We start from the raw sequence: 22,220 nt of genomic DNA, 5'->3' as shown, positions 1-22,220 counted from the left end.
TGGGCCGGGACGCCCGCGCCGCGCGGGTGACCCGAGGAGAGGACTCCCCATGGCCGCGGAACCCGTGATCGTAGAAGCCGTGCGCACCCCCATCGGCAGGCGCGGCGGCGCGCTCGCCAACCTGCACCCCGCCTACCTGCTGGGCGAGACCTACCGAGAACTCCTCGGCCGTACGGGTATCCACGCGGACTGCGTCGAGCAGGTCGTCGGCGGAGCGGTCACCCACGCCGGAGAGCAGTCGGGCAACCCCGCCCGTACGGCGTGGCTCGCGATGGGCCTGCCGTACGAGACGGCGGCGACGACCGTGAACGCGCAGTGCGGATCCTCGCAGCAGGCCTCCCACATGGTCGCCAACATGGTCGCGGCGGGCGTCATCGACGTCGGCATCAGCTGTGGTGTCGAGGTCATGTCCCGAGTGCCGCTCGGAGCCGCCTCCAAGCACGGGCCGGGGAAGCCGACCCCCGACGAGTGGAACGTCGACCTTCCCAACCAGTTCGAGGCGGCCGAGCGGATCGCTCGTCACCGGGGGCTGACGAGGGAGAACGTCGACTCGCTGGGGTTGATTTCACAGGAGCGGGCCGCGGCGGCGTGGGCGGAGGAGCGCTTCAAGCGGGAGACGTTCGCCGTTCAGGTGCCCACCACGGAGGACGAGCAGCGGGCCGGGCAGGGCATGTGGCGCCTCGTCGACCGTGACGAGGGGCTGCGCGACACGTCCATGGAGGCGTTGGCCGGCCTGAAGCCGGTGATGCCGACTGCGGTGCACACGGCGGGGAACTCGTCGCAGATCTCCGACGGGGCCTCTGCGTTGATGTGGGCGTCGAAACGGATGGCGCGGGCGCTGAAACTGCGCCCACGGGCGCGGATCGTGGCTCAGGCCCTGGTCGGCTCCGACCCGCACTTCCACCTCGACGGCCCGATCGACGCCACGAAGGCGGTGCTGGGTAAGGCGGGCATGTCGCTCAAGGACATCGACGTCATCGAGGTCAACGAGGCCTTCGCGTCAGTGGTGTTGAGCTGGGCCCAGGTCTTCGAACAGGACCTGGAGAAGGTCAACGTGAATGGTGGCGCGATCGCGCTCGGGCACCCCGTGGGTGCCACCGGGGCGCGGCTCATCACCACGGCACTCCATGAACTGGAGCGCAGGGACAAGGAGTTCGCCCTCATCACGATGTGCGCGGGCGGTGCGCTGGCGACCGGGACGATCATTCAGCGGTTGTAGCGGCCCAGTTGAGGAACGTGGTGAAGGTGGCGGGTCTGGAGTAAGCGTTGGCGGGTCAGCCGTGCCGCGGTTGCTCAGATCGTTCTGATTCAACGCACCGAGCGCAGCACAAGCATATGACTTGGTCTACGCGACGAGTCGCGACAACCAACCAGCCCCCAGCGCCGCATCCTTCCGCTCGCTGAACTAGTGCGGGGCGGCTCTCGGGCCGGCTCGATCTGTCCGGCCCATGAACCCGTGTAGTTGACGATGCCGCCGAGCTGTTTCTGGGTGAGCCTGGCGGTGCTGCGTGAACTACTACATTCCGTTACTTTGATCATCAAGTGATCTCAGCAATCCCAATGTTTCCACTGGAATGGTCCGTAACGGGTTGCCAGAGCGTGAGTTCAGCGCTGGTGGCCTGTTGACGGTCTCCCGTTTCCTTCCCGGCCCGGGGGCTGGGGATTGTGCCACCTGCCCGCCCCGTCCCGGCCTTGCGGCGCGGGCGGGTGGCGCGGGTCTTGCGGTCGGCTCCACGGGGCTTCGACTCCGCCTTGACGGCGGGGTCCAGGTCTCCGGCCACTCCGGTACCTGTCGTACGGGCCGCGAGGGCGACCAGGTTATGTCCCGCGTTCGCGTCCCGGTCAAGGACGAGGCCGCAGTTGTCGCACTCGAAGACACGCACGCCGAGGGGCAGTTTGGCTTTCACCACCCCGCAACGCGAGCAGGTCTTCGAGGAGGGGAACCAGCGGTCGGCGACGACGAGGCGTGTGCCGCGCCGACGGGTTTTATAGGTGAGCTGACGTCGGATCTCACCGAACGCGGCATCCGCGATCCGGCGGGACAGGCGCCGGTTGCGGCCCATTCCGGCGACGTTGAGATCTTCGACGACGACCGTGCCGTACTCGGAGGCGAGACGGGTCGTCAACTTGTGGAGGGTGTCCTCACGGAGATTTGCGACCCGGTGATGGATCTTGTTGCGCGCCTGGTTCGCCTTCTCCCAGCGCTTCGACGCCTGCTGTCCGGTGCGCCGGTCGGGGCCACGGCGGCGGGAGGTGGTGCGGCTGGCAAGGCGCAGCTGCTTCTGCGCGCGGTCGAGGTGGCGCGGGTTCTTCTCCTCACTGAGGGCACCGTCGCTGTCCACGAGGACGGCCAGCGTCTTGATGCCGAGGTCGATACCGACCGCCCCATCCGGACGGGCAACCTTTACGAGTTCGTGCTTCTCCTCGACCTGGATCGATACAAACCAGCGGCCCCGATGCAGACGTGTGGTCGCGGACAGGATCCGCATGTGCCCGGCATCGACCAGGGCCCTCAATCGGGAGACGTTCTCGTGGAGCCGGACGCGGCCGATCCTCGGCAGGGTGACGTGATGTCCGTCAGGTTCGATACGAATCGTCCCGGTGGTGAATCGACAGGCCAGGCGTGTTTTCCGCTTCGATTTGAAGCGCGGGACGCCCATCGCGCGGCCCTTGCGTCCGCCGCGCTTCGACTTCGCGTAGTTGTCGAACGCTGCTGACGCGCTTGTCAGGCCGGTGTTGTAGGCCTCCTTGGAGTTGCCCTCCCACCAGTCGGCGAAGCGCAGGTTGGTGCGCTTGTCCTCGTTGAACGCCTTCCGTAGCGAGGGCAGTGACCACGACCGCCACTCGGTGAGCTGGTCCTCGGGGATGCCGTACGACTGCTCGGCCTTGCGCTGCCACCACGCGGCGGTGACGTACGCGACCGCCCAGTTGTACGCTGCCCGCGCTGCACCTGCATGTGAGTGCAGGTGACGGCTGGCCGTGGCGTTCGGGTCCAGCGCGAGCTTGTGTGCGAAGACGGTGAAACCGGGCCGGGGCTTGAACTTCTTCATCCGGCCACCTCTGGGCCGGTGGCGACGGCGATGGCCTGGGCGGCGCGGTTCTTCGCGGCGCGTCGGCCATGCAGGCGTGTACACATTGAGGTCAGGGCCTCGGTGATATCCCCAACGAGGTCGTCGGCGGTCTCCGAGGGGTCAAGGACGAGAAGGCGCCGCCCCGAGGCCGAGAGGGCGGCTTCCAAGTACTCGAAGCCGAACTGGGCGAGGCGTTCGCGGTGCTCGACCACGATTGTTCCCACACCCGAATCGGCGAGCAGCCGATGCAGCTTGCGACGGCGCCCGTTCAATCCGGAGCCGACCTCCGTCACCACGTCAGCGACCGCGAGGCCCTGGGACGTTGCGCCCTGAATGGTCCGGGAAACCTGGCGCTCCAGGTCTGCTTTCTGGTCAGTGGACGAGACACGGCAGTACGCCACGACCCGCCCCGCGGCCTGCGGGGCGGACTCAGTCACGAGCCATGTGCCTGACGGCGTCTGGACGACCGGGACCGGCATACGGCCCTCTTTCGCCCAAGTCCACGCGGTCTGGTAGTGCACGCCGTTGCGTGCTGCCCACTCAGAGAGTTTCACATCGCCAGGATATTCACTGATGATGACTGATATTCACTGAAAGTAATGAGAACTGTTGTGCGCCCTCCCACCCTCGCGAGCCCCGCACCACCCGTAAGGCATGCGCCTCGCCGGCTGCGAACACTCGCCGCGGTACGTCCGCCGAATCGTCCGCTTCTATTTGGGCGAGTGGGACATACCGGAGCTGACCGACGCCGTGGAACTGGGCGCGACCGAGCTGCTCGCCAACGTCGTACGCCATGTCCCGGACCGGCGCTGTGTGTTCCTGTTGCTGAGGCAGGTGGCGGGGGTTCGGGTGGAGGTGACGGACGGGTCTTCGCGGCTTCCGTCGATTCCCGTCGAACTGTCACCCGAGTCGGAAGGCGGCCGTGGGCTCGTCCTGGTCGACGCGGTGGCCGACAAGTGGGGAGTTGATCCCCTGTCCGGTGGCGGGAAGAGCGTGTGGTTCGAGTGCGGAAGCACGCTCTGACAGCGGGAGCGGACAACGTCGTCGCGCTACGAGCCCCTTCGCGGCCGGACCGTCGCGGTCCTGCGCGGGCACAGCGACGCCGTGAACGCCGTCGCGTTCGGCCCGGACGGGACCACCCTCGTCTCGGGCGGTGACGACCGCACTCGGTGTGGTGGCGGCCGTCACCTACGCGCGAGACGGGGCCACCCTGCTGACGGGAGGCTGCGAACGGCACCGCCAGGATCTGGGACCTCGATGTCAACCGCCGTATCCGCCAGGTGTGCCGCGTCGTCGGTGGCATCGACCTGGGACGGTGGCGCCGACTGGGCTTCGGCGTCCACGCCGTCACGCCCGCCCTGAGGTTCGGGGCGGGCTCCCTTCGGCGGAGGATCAGGTCAGGTCAGCCGGCGGGAAGGAAGCACTGTGCGAGGGCGACCAGTTTGGTGTCGGGGAAGCCATGGGAGATGCCGCTGACGATCCAGCCCTCGGCGCCCGGGAACGAGTCGAGAATCCCTCCCTGCTGTTCGGTGCCATCGGACTTGGACAGATACACGCCGCCCGAGATCATGGTTTCTCCCGGTGTGCACGGAGCGTGGACGATCTTCTCGGCGATGGGGTTGCTGGGGAGCGGGACGTGGGCCTGGGCGACGTGCGCACCGGGCAGCGGTGCGCACTGCGTGGTGATGACGAGCGTTTCACTGAGACTCGAAGAGTGGCCCATCATGGTCCAGCCGGTACCGTCAGCGGTCACCCCGTTGGAGTACATCGCGTTGCCTTTGGTGCTGGGGGCGCCCTGCGGAGTCCGGAAGGAGCCGCCACCGCCGAACGCGCGCGTCCCGGACGGGCAGGACACCACGCCCCGGCGACTGCCTTGCGCGTCGCTGAAGAAGGTCTCCGTGCGTGAGATCCATCTGGCCGAGCTCACGCCGGGGACCTGGGACTGTGGCAGGCAGCCGACGACGATCTCGAGGAAGGCCCGGGCGGCGGCGCTCCTGAGTCGGCCGGTGGCCGACGCTCCGGTGAAGTCCGGGAGCGGGGTGATGCTTGCGATGCCGGCGTTGCCCGCGCCGGAGTTGACCATCCGGGTGCCTGTGGGACAGAGCACGGTGCCGCTCACCACGTCGCCCGGCGAGCCGACGACAACGCGTTTCTTGTATTGGATCTGGAGTGCTGCGGCCGAAGATGAGGCCGGGGCGGATGAGGCCGGGCCCGCGGCTGACACTCCCGCGGCCACCATCACCGCCGCAAGGACGGTACGAGCGATTTTCATGATGCTTCCTTCACGGCTCACGGCTCACGGCTCACGGCTCAGGGCTCGAGGAACTACCGGGTCTGCGGCCGGCGGGCAGGCGCGGGCATCGAGAGCAGATGCCTGGACTGCGTTCTCCCCCCGATCGGAATCTTGCGTACTCCAAGAATCAGGGAGGAGCGGGATGGGTGTCAGGAGGGAAACTACGTCAGCCGCTACCCCAACCCGGTACCTCAGTCGCGTGGGGCGCCGCGGGCCCACCAGGCGGCGATCTGGGCACGCGAGGTGAACCCGAGCCGTAGCCGGATCCGTTCCAGGTGTCCCTCGGCGGAGCGGTCCTCGATCCCCAGCCGATGGGCGATCTGCCGGTTGGTGAGCCCCTCGGCGACCATGGCCACGACCTGTAGCTGCCGTCGGGTGAGCCTGTCGGGGCGCCCTTCGGACAACGGGACCCCGTGAGGCTCTCCCAGGAATTCCAAGATCGCGCGGAGGATGGACGCGCTGTCACCGGCGTAGGGGAAGTGGCTTCTGCCCACAAGCGACACCAGCCGCGCACCCGGGATCCGGGCCGCGAGGTCACGGCCCAGCCGGTACGGGATCGCCCGGTCCTCGCGCCGGTGCAGCACCAGCGTCGGCGTGGCGACACGGTCCAGCAGGCCCTCCACGCGCAACTGGTAACAGTGGGCCAGCAGTTCGCAGGCGACCTCCGCCGTTGCCGAGTAGCGCTGCAACTCGGCGAACTGCGCCTTCGCCTCGGCGCTTGCATCCGGCAGGAACAGGTCCGCCAGCACACCGGAGCCCAGGCCCCAGTGTGCGCGGATCATGGCGAGGACGGCCGTGCGGACCTCGGCGGAAGCGATCTGGCCGCCATCGGCGTAGCCGCCGTACACCATCAGACGGCCCACCCGATCCGGGTGCCGCGAGGCGAAGGCCAACGACACCGCCCCGGCCCCGGAGATGCCGAGCAGGTCGAAGCGCTCCAACTCCAGATGGTCGACGACCGCTGTGAGTACCTCCACTGCGGTTTCGAGGTTCTGGCGGCCCGGCCACGCGTCGGAAAGCCCGCAGCCGGGCCCGTCGTACTGAACTACGGTCCGGTGCGCGGAGAGCGGGGCGTAGAAGGCGCGCATCGCCGGGTCCTGCCACTGCAGTTCAAGGTGCCCTATCCACGCGGAGGGCACTACGAGCGCGGGGCCCCGGCCGACGGTCGCGTACGCGATCCGCACACCGCCCGGCATGGTGCAAAAGCGGATCTGGCGTCGCGGCCCGGGATCTCGCGCCGACTCCGATGACGGATGGCGCATCGTGAACCTCCAGAGATCGACCGGGAGTTGCGACGGCGCTGACGAATTTCATGATGCCCGACCGTGAATCGCAACTCGCCCCGGCGACTCGCCGGCCTCGATTCGATCGAGACCCTGGGTTTCCGATCACGATGCGGACGTCGGCTATTGTGCGATCCTCTCCGACGTCCGGAGAGGGAACACAGCGTCACTGCATGGGTCGATGAACGCCGCAGACACACCTCGCTCATGTCAGGTCGCGGTGCGCGTCGGTGTCGGCTGCGGGCCGCGCATGTGAATGGGGTGGGGATTGTCCAGTCATCGGCTGTCCAAGAAGGGGCGCTACATCGCCTGGACGGCGGCTGGAGCCGCCGTTGTCGCAGGTGCCGGGATCGCGGCACAGACTTCGATGGCGGCCACGACCCTGCCCGCGCAAAAGACGTACACCGGCCGCGCATTCGATGCTTGCACGGCGCCCTCGCTCAAGGCGATGAAGGCCTGGAACACGGGCTTCTACGGAGCCGCAGCGGTCTACATCGGCGGCAAGAACCGCGGCTGCGCCCAGCCCAACCTGACCGCGTCATGGACGAAGTCGGTCTCCGCCCTGGGCTGGAAGCTCATACCCCTCTACGTCGGTGCCCAGCCGCCCTGCCAGACGAGCGCGAATCCGGAGAAGTTCACCGCCTCCACGGCCGCATCCCTCGGCGCGAGCAACGCCAAGGACGCAGTCGCCAAAGCATCGGCGCTCGGCATGAAGGCCGGCAGCCCGATCTATCTCGACATCGAGCCGTACGACATCACGAACAAGTCGTGCAACGACGCTGTGCTCACGTACGTCCGCTCGTTCACCAAGACGCTGCGCGCCAAGACGTATCGCGGCGGCTTCTACGGGTTCAGCAGTTCCAGCGCCAAGGCGATCGCCACGGCCGCCGACAGGACGGACCTGCCGGGCAACCTCTGGTACGCGCTGTGGGACAAGAAGAACACCACGACCGCGGACTGGCCTTGGGACCCGAAGCTGTTCACCGGCCACAGCCGCGCCCACCAGTACATGGTCAACAGCAAGGAGTCCCGGGGCGGTTACACCATCACCGTGGACCGCAACGCCTGGGACGCCCCTGTCGCACTCATCGGCTGACACCGCTCCGTCCGGTGGCACTGGGGCACGGAGTCGAACCAGTGGGGCGGCCATACGATGCGCCGACGTCACGTCCGTGATGGACTCGTACGTCATCAGGTGTGAAGCATGCCTGCTCCATCGGCAGCGGCGTGGCCGTCTTCAGCCGAGTCGCCCTCACTCCTTCCCCGAGGCGATGACCGCCAGCACCCCCACCACTCCCGCCGCGACGAGCAGCGGAATGGCCAGGCCGTGGTTCAGTACCAGCCATGCGCCGAGCAGCGCGCCCGCGAACATCGCGATCACCAGCGCCCCGCGTCGTAGGGAGTGGTGGCCGCTGCCGCCCGCGGCGGGGGAGTCGCCCGCGAGGCCGGTCAGGGTCATCGTCACGACGGTGGTGGTCGTGAGGGCGGGTACGCCCAGCTTGCTCACCGTCGCGTTGCGCAGGCCCATCGCGAAGGCCGTCACCGCGATGACGGCGTACACCGTGGCGCCGGTGTCGGGTCTGGCGAAGGCGATCACGGAGGCCGTGCCCACCAGCAGCGCTTCGGCGGCCAGTGAGAGACGGGTCCAGGTCCGGCGGGAGCGCTCGCCGAGCCGGAGTGCGATCCGCCCGCCCGCCACCGCGCCCACGAGGAAGGTGGCCAGTGACGTCAGCGTGTGGGACACCGAGAAGCCCGGGGCGCCGGCGGCGGCGAAGCCCAGGACCACGATGTTGCCGGTCATGTTCGCCGTGAAGACGTGCTCCAGGCCGAGATAGCTCACCGCGTCGATCAGCCCGCTGACCACGGTCAGAGCCAGCAGGACGATGACCAGCCGCAGGCCGCGCGCTTCGGGATCGGGGCCGGGATCGGGGGTCTGTGTGGGCTCGGGGCCGTCTGTCTTCCCCGTCTCATCGGCGCTCATGGGGCCTCCGGTCGGCGCGGTGGGCTCGGTGCCCGCAAGTTCATCACGGGTGGCCGTCGAGATTCCGGATGCGCCCCACCGGAGCATGACGAAGGCGGCGGCCCCGGGGATCGGGGGCCGCCGCCTTCGCGTACGGGGGTGCACCCGCCCGGGTGCACGTGGGGGTCTTGCGGGCCGGTCAGTACCAGCCGTTGGCCTGCCAGAAGTTCCAGGCGCCGGTCGGGCTGCCGTAGCGGTCGTTCATGTAGTCGAGGCCCCACTTGATCTGGGTCTTCGGGTTCGTCTTCCAGTCGGAACCGGCGGAGGCCATCTTCGAGGCCGGCAGGGCCTGGACCAGGCCGTAGGCGCCGGACGAGGAGTTGGTGGCGGTGACGTTCCAGCCGCTCTCGTGCTCGACGATCTTGCTGAACGCCTTGTACTGCGAGTCGTTCGGGATCATCTTGTGCGCGATCGCCTTGGCCGAGGTGGGGGAAGCCTTCGCGGGAGCCGCGGCCTGAGCGGGGCCCGCCGCGAACACCATGCCGGCGGTGGCAGCGGCCACGGCGGCACCGGTGAGGGCCTTCTTCGGAGTGGCGATGCGGCGGATGCGGGTGGAGATGGACACAGAGAACCTTTTCCTTCGGGGACATGGCGGTCGCTCGTACGCCGTGACCCGTAAGGCCTTGGCATGCGTTGGCGCCGAGGCCCGGGTGGGCTCGTCGGCGCCTTGCGACTCCTCCAGAGAAACAGGCTCGGAGGGCGTCCGCAATGACCCCTTTTGCTAGTTGTGGTCGTATCCGCCGTAAAAGGTCCTTCTGTGACGTGGCTCTCAATCCCCAGGTCAGGGGTGATAAGGGCGTGCGCATGACAAGCAGAATGATCTACTACCGCGCTTAGCAAGTGACTTAGGTCCTGTGGGCCGCCTCACGGTGGGTGTAACCGGCAGTGGTTGAAGCGTCTACGGTGTGCGGCCGGACGGTGTGACGGGCGCCGCATCACGTGGCTCCTCGAAGGTGACCGACGTCTCGAACGCCGCCCTCCGCGTGGCCCGCCGGAGCGCCTTGAGGACGGTCGCGCCGAGCGTGAGGGTCAGAACGACGGTCACCACGGCCCGGCCCAGGTCCCAGCCGAGCGAGGTGGCCAGACAGTACGCGACGAAACGGGCCAGGTTGGCATCCACGTCGTCGTGCGGGTCGAAGGCGACGTTCGACGACAGCGCGTCCATGAAGGGCCAGCCGGCCAGGTTCATGAACGTGCCGTACGCGAAGGCCGCGGCGAACCCGTACAGGGCGAGCATCGACAGCTCGCCCCGGCCGCGCAGCCGGTCCGGGCCCGGGAGCAGGCCCGCGCCCATCGTGAACCAGCCCATGGACAGCATCTGGAACGGCATCCACGGCCCGACCCCGCCCGTGAGCAGCGCCGACGCGAACATCGTGACCGCCCCGAGTACGAATCCGAAGCCCGGCCCGAGGACCCGCCCGCTCAGCACCATCAGGAAGAACATCGGCTCGATGCCGGCGGTTCCGGCCCCGATCGGCCGCAGCGCGGCCCCCGTCGCGGCGAGCACGCCGAGCATGGCCACGGCCTTGGGGCCGAGCCCCGACTCGGAGATCGCCGCCCCGACGACCCCGACCAGCAGCACGAGCAGCCCCGCGAACAGCCAGGGCGCGTCCTTGGCGTGGGCACTCACCTGTGACGTGGGTCCGCTGAAGAAAGGCCAGGTGAGCGCCGCCAGACCGACGAGGCTCACGAGGAGAAGGGCGGCGAGGGAGCGGGGGCCCAGGCGGATGGGGCGGGCTTGGCGCTGGGGGCGGGGGTGAGATTCGGGTCGGGGGTGTGGTTCGGGGCGGGGGTGCGGTTCGGGGAGGGGGCGAGGTTCGGGTCCGGGGCGAGGTTCGGGTCCGGGGTGGGATTCGGGGAGGGGGTGTGGCTCGGGTCCGGGGTGCGGTTCGGGTCGGGGGTGCGGCTTCTCTCTCATGAGTCGGCGTCCTCCGCTCCTTCGGTCGTGCGGAGCGCCTCGCGTACCTGCGGGACCGTCAGCCACTTCTGCGGGGCGAGGATCTTGGTGACCTGCGGGGCGAAGGACGGGGAGGCGACGACGACCTCGGCGGTCGGACCGTCCGCGACGGGTTCGCCGTCGGCGAGGATGACGACCCGGTGGGAGAGCTCGGCGGCCAGCTCGACGTCGTGGGTGGCCAGCACGATGGCGTGGCCCTCGGCCGCCAGCCCCCGCAGGACGGTGACCAGACGGGACTTCGCCGCGTAGTCGAGGCCGCGGGTCGGCTCGTCGAGGAGGACCAGGGGCGGGCGGGCCGTCAGTACGACCGCCAGCGCGAGCGCGAGCCGCTGGCCCTCCGAGAGGTCCCGCGGATGCGTGTCGTCTGCGATGCCCGGGAGCAGCTCGGACACCAGGGTCCGGCAGGTGCCCGGTTCCGCCCCGGCGTCGGCGTCCGCGGCCGCGCACTCCCCGGCCACCGTGTCGGCGTACAGCAGGTCGCGTGGCTCCTGCGGTACGAGGCCGACGTGGCGGATGAGTTCACGGGGCGCCGTGCGGTGGGGCTCGACGCTGCCCACGCGCACGGATCCCGACGCCGGTGCGACCAGGCCGACGAGGGCGGAGAGCAGCGTGGACTTGCCGGCGCCGTTGCGGCCCATCAGGGCGACGGTCTCACCGGGGCCGACGGTGAGCGTGACGGAGTGGAGCACCTCGGTGCGGCCGCGGCGGACGGAGAGGTTCTCAATCACCGCTGAGTGGTTGGTGGTTGGGGTTGAGGTTGGGGTTGGGGTCCGGGGCGCGGTGTCGGGGGTGCGTTTGCGGAAGAGGCGGGGGAGGGGGCGCGGACGGGGGTGACGGGAGGGCGCCGGGGTGGCTTCCGTCGGGAGCGGGGGTGCTGTGGGGTTCGCGTACGTGCTCGTCGTGTTCGCCGTGCTCGCTGCTTCGTGCGTGCTGTTTTCCAGCCGTTCCCGCAGTGCGCCCGCCCGTCGTCGGGCGTCCCGCACCGTCAGCGGCAGGGGTGACCAGTCGGCGAGCCTGCCCAGCGCCACCACCGGCGGGTACACCGGGGAGACGGCCATGACCTCGGACGGGGTGCCCAGCACGAGAGGGGCGCCGGGGGTGGGGAGGAGGGCGACCTGGTCGGCGTACTGGATGACGCGTTCCAGGCGGTGCTCGGCCATGAGGACCGTCGTGCCGAGGTCGTGGACCAGGCGCTGGAGGACGGCGAGGACCTCCTCCGCGGCGGCCGGGTCGAGGGCCGAGGTCGGTTCGTCGAGGACCAGGACCTTGGGGTGCGGGGTGAGGACCGAGCCGATCGCGACGCGCTGCTGCTGGCCGCCGGAGAGCGTGGAGATGGGGCGGTCACGGAGGTCGGCGAGGCCGAGCAGGTCGAGCGTCTCCTCGACGCGGCGGCGCATCACGTCGGGGGCGAGGCCCAACGACTCCATTCCGTAGGCGAGTTCGTCCTCGACCGTGTCCGTCACGAAGTGCGACAGCGGATCCTGGCCCACCGTGCCGACGACGTCCGTGAGTTCGCGCGGCTTGTGGGTGCGGGTGTCGCGGCCCGCTACCGTCACGCGGCCGCGCAGGGTGCCGCCCGTGAAGTGCGGGACCAGTCCGTTCACCGCGCCGAGCACCGTCGACTTGCCGACCCCGGACGGTCCGACCAGGAGCATCAACTCGCCTTCGGGGACGGTGAGTTCGATGCCCTGGACGGTCGGCCCTGCCGCTCCGTCGTATGTCACGGAGACATTCTCGAAGCGGATCATGAGGGTTCCTTGCGGGTGTTCTCGGGGGTCGGGGCGACGAAGGCGGGGAGGAGGCCGAGGAGGATCGCCGCCGCGGGCCACAGGGGGAGTGTCGGTGCGGTCAGCGGGACGACACCGGGGTGCAGGGCCGCGGAGTTGGCCGGGGCGTAGGAGGCGTAGAGGATCAGCAGTGTCGCGACCGCCGCGCCGGACGCGGCGACCAGCCACGCGCGGACGCCCCATGCGTCCGGGCGGTAGCGCGTACGCAGCGAGCGGCGGCCGCCGAGCCACAGGCCGGCGAGGGCCGCTGTCAGTCCGGCGAGCAGTACGGGCAGGCCGTAGCTGCCGCCTTCCGCGGTGAGCAGGCCGTACGTTCCGGCGCAGACGCCGACCAGGCCGCCGAGAGTGAGTACGGCGGTGGTGCGGCGGACGGTTCGCGGTACGTCCGCCGTGCGGCCATAGCCGCGTGCGTCCATCGCCGCCGCGAGGGCGACGGATCGCTCCAACGCGCCCTCCAGGACCGGGAGTCCGACCTGGAGCAGGCCGCGCAGGCCCTTGTCCGGGCGGCCGCGGAGGCGGCGGGCGGCGCGCAGGCGCTGGACGTCCGCGATCAGGTTCGGGGCGAAGGTGAGGGCCACCACTACGGCAACTCCCGCTTCGTACAAGGCTCCTGGGAGGGATTTGAGGAGGCGGGCCGGGTTCGCGAGGGCGTTCGCCGCGCCTACGCAGATGAGGAGTGTGGCGAGTTTCAGGCCGTCGTACAGGGCGAAGGTCAGGCCTTCCGCGGTGACTCTGCCTCCGATGCGGATGCCCTCCGCCCAGTCGGGGAGGGGGAGTTCGGGGAGTGTGAGGACGGTGTGGGTGCCGGGGATGGGGGAGCCGAGGATTACGGCGAACGCCAGGCGGATGAGCAGGACGGCGAGGGCGAGTTTCACGAAGGCGGCGTAGGAGTGGGCCCAGGGGGCCTCTGTTCGGCGGGCCGCCACCACGTAGCCGGCTACGCCGATGAGGAGGGCTAGGAGGAGGGGGTTTGTGGTGCGGGAGGCGGCTGTTCCCAGGCCCAGGGCCCAGAGCCACCAGGCGCCTGGGTGGATTGCGTTGGTTCGGGTTGCCTGTGGGGCGGTGAGTCTGTGTTGGACTCTTTTGGATAGGGCGCCCGGAGTCTGTGGCTGTGCCCACCCGTTCCGCCCTGCGGAACGCCTGCCCACAGTAGTTGCGGCAGTCGCCTTGTCGTCGTTGCTGGCGGTCATTGCAGGGCCCGTCAGTCGCGGCGGCGGCGGGCTTGCCAGGTGGCTGCCGCGGCCAGTGCTGCCACCGCGGCGATTCCGGCCAGCAGGCCCAGCGACGGGCCGCCGTTGCCGTTGTCGTCGGCGGAGTTGTTCTCCGGCTGCTCTACGGGTGACGTCGAAGCCTTCGGGCGGTCGCCCGTGACCGGCTCGCCGCAGCCCGTGCTCGGGTAGCCCGCGATGGCGCAGAGGAGGGCGTTCGTGTCGTAGCGGAGGGGTTTGGCGACGGCGGCGAGGGCGTCCGCGGTCGTGGCGTCCTCGTCGACGCGGGCGCAGGCCGTGCGGGGGCGGGGCGGGGTCGAGCCGGACGGGGCGTCCGCGGCCGTGCCGAAGTCGAGGACGAGGCCGACCCGCTTGGACCCCTCCCGCGTGGGCGTCTTCGCGCAGATCGTCGCGAAGTCGGCCGCCCCGCGCGGCTTCGCCGAGTCCTTGGAGTCCTCGCTCACCGAGAAACGGAACCCCTGAACGTCACCGTCCGAGGGCCGCGCGGTCGACGGCCCCTGGGTCGCGTACACCCACGTATCGGCTGCATCGGCCGTATCGCCCGTATCGGCGGTGGAGTTCAGGTCCCAGAAGGACCAGTAGCGGTAGCCGACCGCCTGGGCCTGCCCCGCCGTGCCGAGGACGGCGAGCAGCAGGCACAGGACCGGCAGAACCAGGCGGCGGCAGGTCACGGCTGCTGCTTCTTGTTACGGCCGCTGAGGAGGAAGCCGATGCCGATGCCGCCGACCAGGCCGACGCCGATGATCCACCAGAGGCTGACCCCGCCGTCATCCTCGTCCGAAGCAGCTGCCTCGTCGTTCTTGTCGTCGGCCGGGGCGGTGGAGGCGTCGGAGGTCGCCGCCGCGGGGCCGGTCGCGCCGAGCTGCTTCACGAGGTCGGCGCCGCCGAAGGCGCGCGGGTCCGAACCGGTGGCGTTCGCCGCGAAGATCAGCTGCGCGTACGCCGCCGGGCCGCTCTTCGCCGCCCAGGTACCGGAGTTCTTCTCCAGCCAGGCCAGTGGCTTCCCGGTGTCGGCCGTGCGGCCGGCGGCGGCGAGCGCGACGACCGTGTCGGCGGTGTTGCCGTAGTCGGGCTGGTCCTCGGCGCCGGGGAGGGAGGACTTCAGGTAGCCGTTCTTGGCGACCGCGCCCGCGAGATACAGGGCGCCGTTGGCCGCCGCGTCGTTGATCGTGAGGGAGTCGCCGCCCGCGCACTTGGCGCTCTTCGAGGAACCGCCGTCGGCCTCGGGCTCCGGGGACAGCCCGTCGCCGAGGGCACCCAGCACGCCCGCCGCCGTGGCGTCCGCGTTCGCCGCGAGCTTGCCCTTCTTGTCCGGCTGGAAGGCGAAGGCGCCGCCGCCGGTGTCGTCGCAGGGGACGGAGAGGCCGAGCAGGGCGTCGTACGGCGTCCGGTCGTCCTTCGAGGGCACGTCCTTCGGGTCGGTGTCCCCGGCGTCGAGCGCTCCGATCACGACGGACGTCGAGTTGGTGTCGCTGGGCGTGCCGGGGGAGTAGCCCCAGCCGCCGTCCTTGTTCTGCACGGACTTGAGCCACTTCACGGCCGCGCCCGTCACGGCGTCGCTCGCGTCGAGGGCCTCCAGGGCCTGCAACGCGGCGGCGGTGCTGTTCGTGTCGACCTGGGTCTTGGCGTCGCACTTCGCGCTCGGGTCGGGGCGGTACGCGGCGAAGGCCCCGCTCTCGCACTGCTGGCCGACGAGCCAGTCGACGGACTGCTTGGCGGGCTTGACCCCCACGCTGTCCTGGGCGAGCAGTGCGAGCGACTGCCGCCAGACGCCGTCGTAGGTGGGGTCGGTGCTGCCGTACAGGGCGGAGGGGAACGCCTGGGACGGGGTCGCGCCGGGCGACTCGTCGGCGAGGGCGGCGGGCGCGAACGCCGTACCGATCACGGCGGTGGCGGCCAGTACCGCTGCGCTGCGGCGGACAAACATGATCGGTGGTGCCTTTCCCTGTCAAGGAGCCAGGCAGCCCAGAACCCGGGCGGCTCGGCTCCGTATGCCTCGACGGTGCCGGTCACCGGCGGTTCCGGTGACGCGAGCCGGTCACTTCCGTACGAGGCAATCCGGCTCGCCGCCCCGATCGGCTGATCGACTGATCGGCCGGTCGACCGGGTGGCACACGGTTGCGGGTCAGCGCCGGATTTGCACCGGCTTCCCCCCGTACGACTGTGATGACGACCCGCTCACTGTACCGGCCCGTAGCAAGACCCTGAGGGGCGGCTGTGGGGCCGCGGGTGGAGCCGGGCAGTACTGAGCGGTTGACGAGACGGACCGTATCGTCTAGCTTTGTGTTCGTCGGTCGGCGGCGGGCGTTCCCGCTGCTTGCCGCACGACCCTGTTCACCGAGCACACGACCCTGTTCACCGAGCAAAGGACCGCACTTGCACCGTGCTTCCGTCGGTACCACCGTCACTGGTTCTTCTCCCTCTCCTCTCACCGCGTCTCTCGCCACGTCCCAGATCGCTCTCGCCGAGGTGACCAAGCGCTACGGCGACCGCGTGGTGCTGGACCGGGTGTCCCTCACTGTCCGGCCGGGCGAAAAGGTCGGGATCGTCGGGGACAACGGCTCAGGGAAGTCCACGCTCCTGCGGCTGCTGGCCGGACAGGAGCCGGTCGACAACGGCAGCCTGACCGTCGTCGCACCGGGCGGGATCGGCCACCTCCGCCAGACTCTCGATCTGCCCGGATCGGCGCGCGTGGGCGATGCCGTGGATCACGTACTGGGCGAACTGCGCGCCCTGGAGCACCGTATTCGTGTCGCCGAGGCCGCACTGGGTACGGCCGGCACCGCCGAGTTCGAGCGCTACGCGGCACTGGTCGCCGAGTTCGACGCGCGGGGCGGGCACGGGGCGGACCGCCGCGTCGAGGTGAGCCTGCGCCGGCTCGGCGAGCACGCGCCACTGGACCGGGGGCGTGCGCTGAGCACTCTCTCCGGAGGGCAGCGCTCCCGGCTCGCGCTCGCCGCGACCCTGGCCTCGGCCCCCGAACTGCTGCTGCTCGACGAGCCGACCAACGACCTGGACGACGAGGCCGTCGCCTGGCTCGAAGGGCATCTGCGCCGCCATCGGGGCACGGTCGTCGTGGCCACGCACGACCGGGCGTTCCTGGAGCGCGTCACCGACACCATCCTGGAAGTGGACCAGGACCGGCGCACGGTACGGCGTTACGGCAATGGGTACGCCGGCTTCCTCACCGCCAAGGCGGCGGCCCGGGCCCGGTGGGCGTGGGACCACGAGCAATGGCGCAACGAGGTCGCCCGACAGGAGCACCTCGCCGACGCCGGTATCGGGATGCTGGCCGAGATCCCCCGCAAGGCGCCGTCGGCGTTCAGCGGCGCCGGTGCTTTCCGGGCGCGCTCGCGGGCGCATGGCGCACAGAGCCGCATCCGCAACGCACGCGAGCGGTTGCAGCGGCTGACCGAGCACGCCGTGCCGCCGCCTCCGCAGCCATTGCGGTTCACGGGCCGCGTCGAAAGCGCGCCGACGTCGACCGCCGAGGAGACATCAACCGCCTCGGCGTATCTGGAAGGCGTCCTGGTCGAGGGGCGGTTGTATGTCCCTTCCCTCGAACTCGCCCCCGGTGACCGGCTCCTCGTCACCGGTCCCAACGGTGTCGGCAAGACCACCCTTCTCCAGCTGCTGGCAGGGGAGTTGACGCCCGACGCCGGTGTCGTACGCCGACCACGCCGCGTCGGATTCCTGCGTCAGCAGAGCGAGCCCGACGACGCCTTCGACGCCCGTACGCTGCTCGCGGCGTTCGCGGCCGGCAGGGCGGGGCGCCCCGACGAGCACGCCGACGCACTCCTCGCGCTCGGCCTGTTCCACGCCGCCGACCTCGCCGTTCCCGTACGGAACCTGTCCGTCGGACAGCGCCGGAAGCTCGAACTGGCCCGGCTCGTGACGGCCGGTCCACTCGATCTGCTCCTCCTTGACGAGCCGACGAACCACCTGGCCCCCGCCCTGGTGGAGGAGATCGAGGCGGCCCTGGCCAACTACACCGGCACGCTGGTCGTGGTGACGCACGACCGGCTCCTGCGTGATCGTTTCCATGGGTCGCGCCTGGAACTGCCCATGGCTGCCGTCTAGATGACGACACGTCAGTCCACTGAGCAGGTTCAGACGGCCACGTATGTCACCGGATCGCTCCCCGGTACCGCCTCCGCGTGGCCCAGTTTCAGCAGGCGGCGCAGGTGGGCCTCCGCCTCCGAGACGGCGATGTTTCTCGATCCGTAGGGGATGTCGTCCCACGGGCGGTTCCACTCCATGCGGACCGCGAGCTGCCATGAGGTGAGCGGGGTGGCGAGGAGGGAGCGGAGGTCGGTGAGGCGGGACTCGTGGTGGTCCAGCAACTCCCTTACGCGGGACGGGGCGTCGGTGAAGGCGTGCAGGTGGGCCGGGAGGACCTCGGCCGGTTCGAGGCGGCCGATCCGCTCCAGGGAGTCGAGGTAGTCGCCGAGCGGGTCGGCGACGGTCTCGTCGTCCGGGTCCTCGTACAGGCCGATGTGCGGGGTGATCCTCGGCAGGAGGTGGTCGCCCGAGAACAGGCGTCCGTGGCCCGGGAGTTGGGCCGGATGGGCCTCCTCCAGGTGGAGGCAGACATGGCCGGGCGTGTGGCCCGGCGTCCAGATCGCGCGCAGGCGGCGGCCGGCGAGGTCGAGGAGTTCGCCGGGGACGATCTCGCGGTCGGGGAGCGCGGGGGAGGCGCCGGGGAACATACGGGAGCGGGCGGTGCGCATCGGCGCCACGTGCTCCTCGGGAGCGCCCGAGGCGGTCAACTTGTCGGCCATGTACGTGAACCAGCGCCCGGGCTTGGTCCCGCGTGTCCGCCGTACGATCGAGATGTCGGCGGCGTGCATCGCGATCCAGGCGCCGGACGCCTCCCGCACCTTGCCCGACAGGCCGTGGTGGTCCGGGTGGTGATGGGTGATCACCACCCCGTGGATCTCCGCGACGGACGTCCCGCACGCCACGAGCCCCTCGGCGAGCGCGTCCCAGGACGCCGGATCGTCCCAGCCCGTGTCGATCAGCACCGGCCCGCGGTCGGTGTCCACGACATACACGAGCGTCGTTCCGAGGGGATTGTCCGGGATGGGAACCTCGACGGACCGTACGCCGCCGCCGTGATCGGTCACCTGTGTCATGGGTTCCCCTGTCGCCGACTCCCGGCCACTATAACTAGAACCAGTTCCAATGGGAGCCCAAGTCACTCATCGGGTCGGCGTGATGGATCGCGATGGATCACGGGAGCGGTGAAGTGGTGTGCGGTCCGTGGACTCCTCCAACTAGAACTGGTATCAGTTCCAGTGTCGTCATGCCTGATGAACCGTCAGCTTGATGCACCGTCAGAAATGTCCTCCGGAGAGGCAGTCGGCCATGACCGAGCTCGTGGAACACGGACAGCTGTTCATCGGCGGGGAGCTGGCCGCTCCCCTGGGCCAGGACGTCATCGAGGTGATCTCCCCGCACACCGAGGAGGTCATCGGCCGGGTGCCGCACGCCTCGCGGGCGGACGTCGACCGGGCCGTCGCGGTCGCGCGGACCGCGTTCGACGAGGGACCCTGGCCGCGGATGTCCCTCGACGAGCGCATCGAGGTCGTCACCCGGATCAAGGACGCGATCGCCGTACGTCACGAGGAGATCGCCCGCGTCATCTCCTCCGAGAACGGCTCCCCGTACTCCTGGAGCGTCCTCGCGCAGGCCCTCGGCGCGATGATGGTGTGGGACGCGGCGATCACGGTCGCGCGGGACTTCACGTACGAGGAGACGCGCGACGGAGTGCTCGGGAAGATCCTCGTGCGGCGCGAGCCGGTCGGGGTCGTCGCGGCCGTCGCCCCCTGGAACGTCCCGCAGTTCGTGGCGGCGGCCAAGCTCGCGCCCGCGCTGCTGACCGGCTGCACGGTCGTGCTCAAGCCCTCGCCGGAGTCGCCGCTCGACGCGTACATACTCGGCGAGATCGCCAAGGAGGCCGGGCTGCCCGAGGGCGTGCTGTCGATCCTGCCGGCGGACCGCGAGGTCAGCGAATATCTCGTCGGGCATCCCGGGATCGACAAGGTCTCCTTCACCGGGTCGGTCGCCGCGGGCAGGCGGGTCATGGAGGTCGCGTCGCGCAATCTCACGCGCGTGACACTGGAGTTGGGCGGGAAGTCGGCGGCGGTGGTCCTGCCGGACGCGGACATCGAGACCTCCGTGCCGGGCATCGTCTCGGCGGCCTGGATGAACAACGGCCAGGCGTGCGTCGCGCAGACCCGGATCCTGCTGCCGCGCTCGCGCTACGACGAGTTCGCGGAGGCGTTCGCCGCGGCGGCGGGGGCGCTGGTGGTCGGCGACCCGCTCGACCCGGCGACCCAGGTCGGCCCGCTGGTCGCGCAACGGCAGCAGCAGCGCAACCTCGACTACATCCGCATCGGCCAGGAGGAGGGCGCCAAGATCCTCACGGGCGGCGGGCGTCCGGCGGGCCTCGACCGCGGCTGGTACGTCGAGCCGACGCTCTTCGGCGACGTCGACAACTCCATGCGGATCGCTCGCGAGGAGATCTTCGGGCCGGTGATCTGCCTGCTGCCGTACGGCGACGAGGCCGAGGCGGTCAAGATCGCCAACGACTCCGACTACGGGCTGAGCGGCAGCGTCTGGACGGCCGACGTGGCCCGCGGCATCGACGTGGCCCGCCAGGTCCGTACCGGCACGTACTCCGTCAACACCTTCAGCCTCGACATGCTCGGCCCCTTCGGCGGCTACAAGAACTCGGGCCTGGGGCGCGAGTTCGGTCCCGAAGGCTACGGGGAGTACCTGGAGCACAAGATGATCCACCTGCCGGCCGGCTGGGAGGCCTGACCGATGGGCGACCGCTGGCACGTCGAGGTCGACCGCTCCCTCTGCATCGGCTCGGCCCAGTGCACCCACCTCGCCCCCACCGCCTTCCACCTCGACACCGCCATGCAGTCCCACCCGGCGGAACCGGAATCCGACGCCAACGAGAAGGTCCTGGAGGCGGCGGAGGGGTGTCCGGTGGAGGCGATCATGATCACCCTCCTCGGCTCGGGCGAGGCGGTGTTTCCTCCGGAGGAGTGAGCACGGAGGGCGGCGGGGCCTGCCGGTGGTCCTACCGCCAGGAGGCGATGGTGCGGGCTACGTCCCGGAGGTCGGCTTCCTGGGCTCGGATGGCTCCGGCCAGCAGGTGAACGTCGTCGGGTTTGGGGTCGACCGGCTGCTCGGAGGCGTTCATGTAGAGCGCGGTGCAGGCCCAGCCGATGACGGCGTTGAAGTCGGCGAAGGGCCGCAGGAGCAGAGCGGTGTGGAACAACGTGGCGGCCCGCGCGGCCGGCTCCTCGTAGTAGAGCTGGCCGTGTGGCTGCTCGAAGAGGTGGCGGTCCGCCATGGCGTCCAGGGCGCCCCAGTCGGCGACGGGGGTGTTGACGGGCGAGACGCGCGTCTGGACCTCCAGGATCCACCCCGCGTCGACGCGGATGACAGGGCTCAACGCATGCCCTCCGGCATGTCCTTGAACACGTCCATGGCCCACGCGACGGTCTCGTCGACGCCCTGCAGGAACGCCGTCCGCTGTGCGTCCGCGAGGATTATGTCGTGCGCGTGGGAACGCATCGACTTGCCGAGCGAGGCCGCGTGCGCCTTGGCGAAAGCGAGCTCTTCCTCGGTGAATTCCACTGTGATCATCGGCATGCCGAAAATGGTAGCAGCGGTGAAATCGATGGCAGTAGCACAGGTCAATCGTCCGTTGACGTCAGGTCGATGAGCCTGCACACCGTCTCGATGTCGATCTTTACCTGGGCGATGGAGGCGCGGCCCGAGAGCCAGGTGATGAGGGCCGAGTGCCAGGTGTGTTCGATGACTCGGACCGCGGAGAGCTGGGCGGGGGTGGGGTCGTCGAGGCCCATCGCGTCGAGGATGATCACCGTGGTCTGGCGGGAGACCTGGTCGACCTCCGGGCTGACGCTGCGGTCGGCGAAGGTCAGGGCGCGGACCATCGCGTCGGCGAGATGCGGCTCGCGCTGGAGGGCGCGGAAGGCGCGCATCAGCGTCTCCGCCACCCGCTCCGCCGCCGTGTCCCCCGCCGGCGGCTTCTTGCGGAGCGTCCCGTGCATGTGCGCCAGCTGGTCCTGCATCGTCGCGACCAGCAGATGCACCTTGGACGGGAAGTAGCGGTAGAGCGTGCCCAGGGCCACCTGGGACGACTCCGCGACCTCCCGCATCTGCACCGCGTCGAACCCGCCCCGGCTCGCCAGCTGCGCGCTCGCGTGCAGGATGCGCCGCCGCCGCGCCTCCTGGCGCTCGGTGAGCGGGGGAGTGACCGGCTGCGCGGCCCGTACCGCCGGCTGCGCGGCCTTCGCCGCAGTCTTGGCTTCCGCAGGCATGGATCCCGATTCCGTGACGTTCCTACAAGATTCGTAGAACAGAGGGCTCGATGGGGACGAGTGGGCGACAGCAGAGTAGAGCCCGGCCGTGGCGTGAATCACCTGATCCACCGCTCACAGGAGAGCTACCTGCCGGTAGATTCTGTGCTCCCTGAACGATCAAGTCTGAAACTTGTTCTAGATTACCGTCCCGAAGTAATCTCGCGGGAACGTGCTG

At 69.9% G+C, this 22,220-nt stretch carries 21 protein-coding genes, 2 pseudogenes and 1 riboswitch; of the genes and pseudogenes, 7 read left to right on the top strand and 16 right to left on the bottom strand.

Features of this window, described 5'->3' with window-relative positions; all coding sequences use genetic code 11:
* Positions 1-49 precede the first annotated feature (49 nt).
* Positions 50-1,219: a steroid 3-ketoacyl-CoA thiolase gene (locus ACFWXQ_RS27845; RefSeq protein ID WP_383936336.1), complete on the top strand. Its 1,170-nt coding sequence runs from the start codon at positions 50-52 to the stop codon at positions 1,217-1,219.
* 132 nt (positions 1,220-1,351) lie between these two features.
* Here ACFWXQ_RS27845 and ACFWXQ_RS27840 read toward each other — a convergent pair.
* From ACFWXQ_RS27840 to ACFWXQ_RS27830, 3 genes and pseudogenes are all read right to left on the bottom strand, one after another.
* Positions 1,352-1,509, bottom strand: a pseudogene (locus tag ACFWXQ_RS27840) (helix-turn-helix domain-containing protein); the annotation flags it as partial.
* 29 nt (positions 1,510-1,538) lie between these two features.
* On the bottom strand, positions 1,539-3,050 hold the full coding sequence (gene tnpB / locus ACFWXQ_RS27835) for an IS607 family element RNA-guided endonuclease TnpB (protein ID WP_383936338.1): 1,512 nt from the start codon (positions 3,048-3,050) through the stop codon (positions 1,539-1,541).
* Positions 3,047-3,625, bottom strand: a complete 579-nt coding sequence (locus ACFWXQ_RS27830; RefSeq protein WP_383936340.1) for an IS607 family transposase — start codon at positions 3,623-3,625, stop codon at positions 3,047-3,049. The genes tnpB and ACFWXQ_RS27830 overlap by 4 nt, the downstream gene beginning before the upstream one ends.
* A 100-nt stretch (positions 3,626-3,725) precedes the next feature.
* Between ACFWXQ_RS27830 and ACFWXQ_RS27825 the strand changes: the two genes are divergently transcribed.
* Positions 3,726-4,094 carry an ATP-binding protein gene (locus ACFWXQ_RS27825; protein WP_383936342.1) on the top strand — a complete coding sequence of 123 codons (369 nt, stop codon included), beginning with the start codon at positions 3,726-3,728 and terminating at the stop codon, positions 4,092-4,094.
* 57 nt (positions 4,095-4,151) lie between these two features.
* A pseudogene (locus tag ACFWXQ_RS27820) lies at positions 4,152-4,433 on the top strand (WD40 repeat domain-containing protein); the annotation flags it as partial.
* Positions 4,434-4,473: 40 nt separating this feature from the next.
* On the opposite strand, the gene ACFWXQ_RS27815 reads toward ACFWXQ_RS27820, so the two are convergent.
* Positions 4,474-5,343 carry a hypothetical protein gene (locus ACFWXQ_RS27815; RefSeq protein WP_383936344.1) on the bottom strand — a complete coding sequence of 290 codons (870 nt, stop codon included), beginning with the start codon at positions 5,341-5,343 and terminating at the stop codon, positions 4,474-4,476.
* 212 nt (positions 5,344-5,555) lie between these two features.
* A complete protein-coding gene (locus ACFWXQ_RS27810) occupies positions 5,556-6,560 on the bottom strand; it encodes an alpha/beta fold hydrolase (RefSeq protein ID WP_383936346.1) in 1,005 nt (334 codons plus the stop codon).
* Positions 6,561-6,915: 355 nt separating this feature from the next.
* On the opposite strand from ACFWXQ_RS27810, the gene ACFWXQ_RS27805 reads away from it, so the two are divergent.
* Positions 6,916-7,743 (top strand): glycoside hydrolase domain-containing protein, encoded by an 828-nt coding sequence (locus tag ACFWXQ_RS27805; protein WP_383936348.1) that lies wholly within the window; start codon positions 6,916-6,918, stop codon positions 7,741-7,743.
* Positions 7,744-7,899: 156 nt separating this feature from the next.
* Here ACFWXQ_RS27805 and ACFWXQ_RS27800 read toward each other — a convergent pair whose 3' ends face one another.
* The 7 genes from ACFWXQ_RS27800 to ACFWXQ_RS27770 form a co-directional block, all read right to left on the bottom strand.
* On the bottom strand, positions 7,900-8,628 hold the full coding sequence (locus ACFWXQ_RS27800; protein WP_383936350.1) for a YoaK family protein: 729 nt from the start codon (positions 8,626-8,628) through the stop codon (positions 7,900-7,902).
* A 178-nt stretch (positions 8,629-8,806) separates the two neighbouring features.
* Positions 8,807-9,232, bottom strand: coding sequence for a transglycosylase SLT domain-containing protein (locus tag ACFWXQ_RS27795; RefSeq protein ID WP_383936352.1), 426 nt, complete (start codon positions 9,230-9,232; stop codon positions 8,807-8,809).
* Positions 9,233-9,565: 333 nt separating this feature from the next.
* On the bottom strand, positions 9,566-10,396 hold the full coding sequence (locus tag ACFWXQ_RS27790) for an ECF transporter S component (RefSeq protein WP_383936411.1): 831 nt from the start codon (positions 10,394-10,396) through the stop codon (positions 9,566-9,568).
* Positions 10,397-10,581: 185 nt separating this feature from the next.
* Positions 10,582-12,372, bottom strand: coding sequence for an ABC transporter ATP-binding protein (locus ACFWXQ_RS27785; RefSeq protein WP_383936354.1), 1,791 nt, complete (start codon positions 12,370-12,372; stop codon positions 10,582-10,584).
* Positions 12,369-13,601, bottom strand: coding sequence for an energy-coupling factor transporter transmembrane component T (locus ACFWXQ_RS27780; RefSeq protein ID WP_383936356.1), 1,233 nt, complete (start codon positions 13,599-13,601; stop codon positions 12,369-12,371). The genes ACFWXQ_RS27785 and ACFWXQ_RS27780 overlap by 4 nt, the downstream gene beginning before the upstream one ends.
* A gap of 11 nt (positions 13,602-13,612) precedes the next feature.
* Positions 13,613-14,311, bottom strand: coding sequence for an SCO2322 family protein (locus ACFWXQ_RS27775; protein WP_383936358.1), 699 nt, complete (start codon positions 14,309-14,311; stop codon positions 13,613-13,615).
* The gene (locus tag ACFWXQ_RS27770) at positions 14,308-15,567 is read right to left on the bottom strand and encodes a prenyltransferase/squalene oxidase repeat-containing protein (RefSeq protein WP_383936360.1); all 1,260 of its coding nucleotides are present in this window, start codon (positions 15,565-15,567) and stop codon (positions 14,308-14,310) included. Before ACFWXQ_RS27770 ends, ACFWXQ_RS27775 begins: the two co-directional genes overlap by 4 nt.
* Before the next feature lie 148 nt (positions 15,568-15,715).
* Positions 15,716-15,833, bottom strand: a riboswitch (cobalamin riboswitch).
* A gap of 261 nt (positions 15,834-16,094) precedes the next feature.
* On the opposite strand from ACFWXQ_RS27770, the gene abc-f reads away from it, so the two are divergent.
* On the top strand, positions 16,095-17,720 hold the full coding sequence (abc-f, locus tag ACFWXQ_RS27765; RefSeq protein ID WP_383936413.1) for a ribosomal protection-like ABC-F family protein: 1,626 nt from the start codon (positions 16,095-16,097) through the stop codon (positions 17,718-17,720).
* 29 nt (positions 17,721-17,749) lie between these two features.
* On the opposite strand, the gene ACFWXQ_RS27760 is transcribed toward abc-f, so the two are convergent.
* Complete coding sequence (locus tag ACFWXQ_RS27760; RefSeq protein WP_383936362.1) at positions 17,750-18,775, bottom strand: MBL fold metallo-hydrolase; 1,026 nt, start codon at positions 18,773-18,775, stop codon at positions 17,750-17,752.
* Positions 18,776-19,007: 232 nt separating this feature from the next.
* On the opposite strand from ACFWXQ_RS27760, the gene ACFWXQ_RS27755 reads away from it, so the two are divergent.
* Together ACFWXQ_RS27755 and ACFWXQ_RS27750 are read left to right on the top strand one after the other, a co-directional pair.
* On the top strand, positions 19,008-20,465 hold the full coding sequence (locus ACFWXQ_RS27755) for an aldehyde dehydrogenase (RefSeq protein WP_383936364.1): 1,458 nt from the start codon (positions 19,008-19,010) through the stop codon (positions 20,463-20,465).
* Positions 20,466-20,468: 3 nt separating this feature from the next.
* Positions 20,469-20,702 (top strand): ferredoxin, encoded by a 234-nt coding sequence (locus ACFWXQ_RS27750; RefSeq protein ID WP_383936366.1) that lies wholly within the window; start codon positions 20,469-20,471, stop codon positions 20,700-20,702.
* Positions 20,703-20,733: 31 nt separating this feature from the next.
* On the opposite strand, the gene ACFWXQ_RS27745 is transcribed toward ACFWXQ_RS27750, so the two are convergent.
* The 3 genes from ACFWXQ_RS27745 to ACFWXQ_RS27735 are packed head-to-tail and all read right to left on the bottom strand — an operon-like array spanning position 20,734 to position 22,003.
* Entirely contained in the window at positions 20,734-21,111 is a 378-nt protein-coding gene (locus ACFWXQ_RS27745; RefSeq protein ID WP_269653439.1) for a hypothetical protein, read from the bottom strand.
* Positions 21,108-21,311 (bottom strand): hypothetical protein, encoded by a 204-nt coding sequence (locus ACFWXQ_RS27740; protein ID WP_269653440.1) that lies wholly within the window; start codon positions 21,309-21,311, stop codon positions 21,108-21,110. The genes ACFWXQ_RS27745 and ACFWXQ_RS27740 overlap by 4 nt, the downstream gene beginning before the upstream one ends.
* Positions 21,312-21,355: 44 nt before the next feature.
* A complete protein-coding gene (locus ACFWXQ_RS27735; RefSeq protein ID WP_269653441.1) occupies positions 21,356-22,003 on the bottom strand; it encodes a TetR family transcriptional regulator in 648 nt (215 codons plus the stop codon).
* Between the last annotated feature and the right edge of the window lie 217 nt (positions 22,004-22,220).

The organism is Streptomyces sp. NPDC058697 (assembly GCF_042715345.1).
Taxonomy (GTDB): domain Bacteria; phylum Actinomycetota; class Actinomycetes; order Streptomycetales; family Streptomycetaceae; genus Streptomyces; species Streptomyces liliifuscus.
This window is presented reverse-complemented; position numbering and strand designations above follow the sequence as displayed.

Bases quoted from the DNA above. Each gene is read 5' to 3' on its own strand.
- ACFWXQ_RS27845 (WP_383936336.1), top strand. From the start codon at position 50: ATGGCCGCGGAACCCGTGATCGTAGAAGCCGTGCGCACCCCCATCGGC.
- tnpB (WP_383936338.1), bottom strand. From the start codon at position 3,050: ATGAAGAAGTTCAAGCCCCGGCCCGGTTTCACCGTCTTCGCACACAAG.
- ACFWXQ_RS27825 (WP_383936342.1), top strand. From the start codon at position 3,726: ATGCGCCTCGCCGGCTGCGAACACTCGCCGCGGTACGTCCGCCGAATC.
- ACFWXQ_RS27815 (WP_383936344.1), bottom strand. From the start codon at position 5,343: ATGAAAATCGCTCGTACCGTCCTTGCGGCGGTGATGGTGGCCGCGGGA.
- ACFWXQ_RS27810 (WP_383936346.1), bottom strand. From the start codon at position 6,560: ATGCCGGGCGGTGTGCGGATCGCGTACGCGACCGTCGGCCGGGGCCCC.
- ACFWXQ_RS27800 (WP_383936350.1), bottom strand. From the start codon at position 8,628: ATGAGCGCCGATGAGACGGGGAAGACAGACGGCCCCGAGCCCACACAG.
- ACFWXQ_RS27785 (WP_383936354.1), bottom strand. From the start codon at position 12,372: ATGATCCGCTTCGAGAATGTCTCCGTGACATACGACGGAGCGGCAGGG.
- ACFWXQ_RS27780 (WP_383936356.1), bottom strand. From the start codon at position 13,601: ATGACCGCCAGCAACGACGACAAGGCGACTGCCGCAACTACTGTGGGC.
- ACFWXQ_RS27770 (WP_383936360.1), bottom strand. From the start codon at position 15,567: ATGTTTGTCCGCCGCAGCGCAGCGGTACTGGCCGCCACCGCCGTGATC.
- ACFWXQ_RS27760 (WP_383936362.1), bottom strand. From the start codon at position 18,775: ATGACACAGGTGACCGATCACGGCGGCGGCGTACGGTCCGTCGAGGTT.
- ACFWXQ_RS27755 (WP_383936364.1), top strand. From the start codon at position 19,008: ATGACCGAGCTCGTGGAACACGGACAGCTGTTCATCGGCGGGGAGCTG.
- ACFWXQ_RS27750 (WP_383936366.1), top strand. From the start codon at position 20,469: ATGGGCGACCGCTGGCACGTCGAGGTCGACCGCTCCCTCTGCATCGGC.
- ACFWXQ_RS27740 (WP_269653440.1), bottom strand. From the start codon at position 21,311: ATGCCGATGATCACAGTGGAATTCACCGAGGAAGAGCTCGCTTTCGCC.
- ACFWXQ_RS27735 (WP_269653441.1), bottom strand. From the start codon at position 22,003: ATGCCTGCGGAAGCCAAGACTGCGGCGAAGGCCGCGCAGCCGGCGGTA.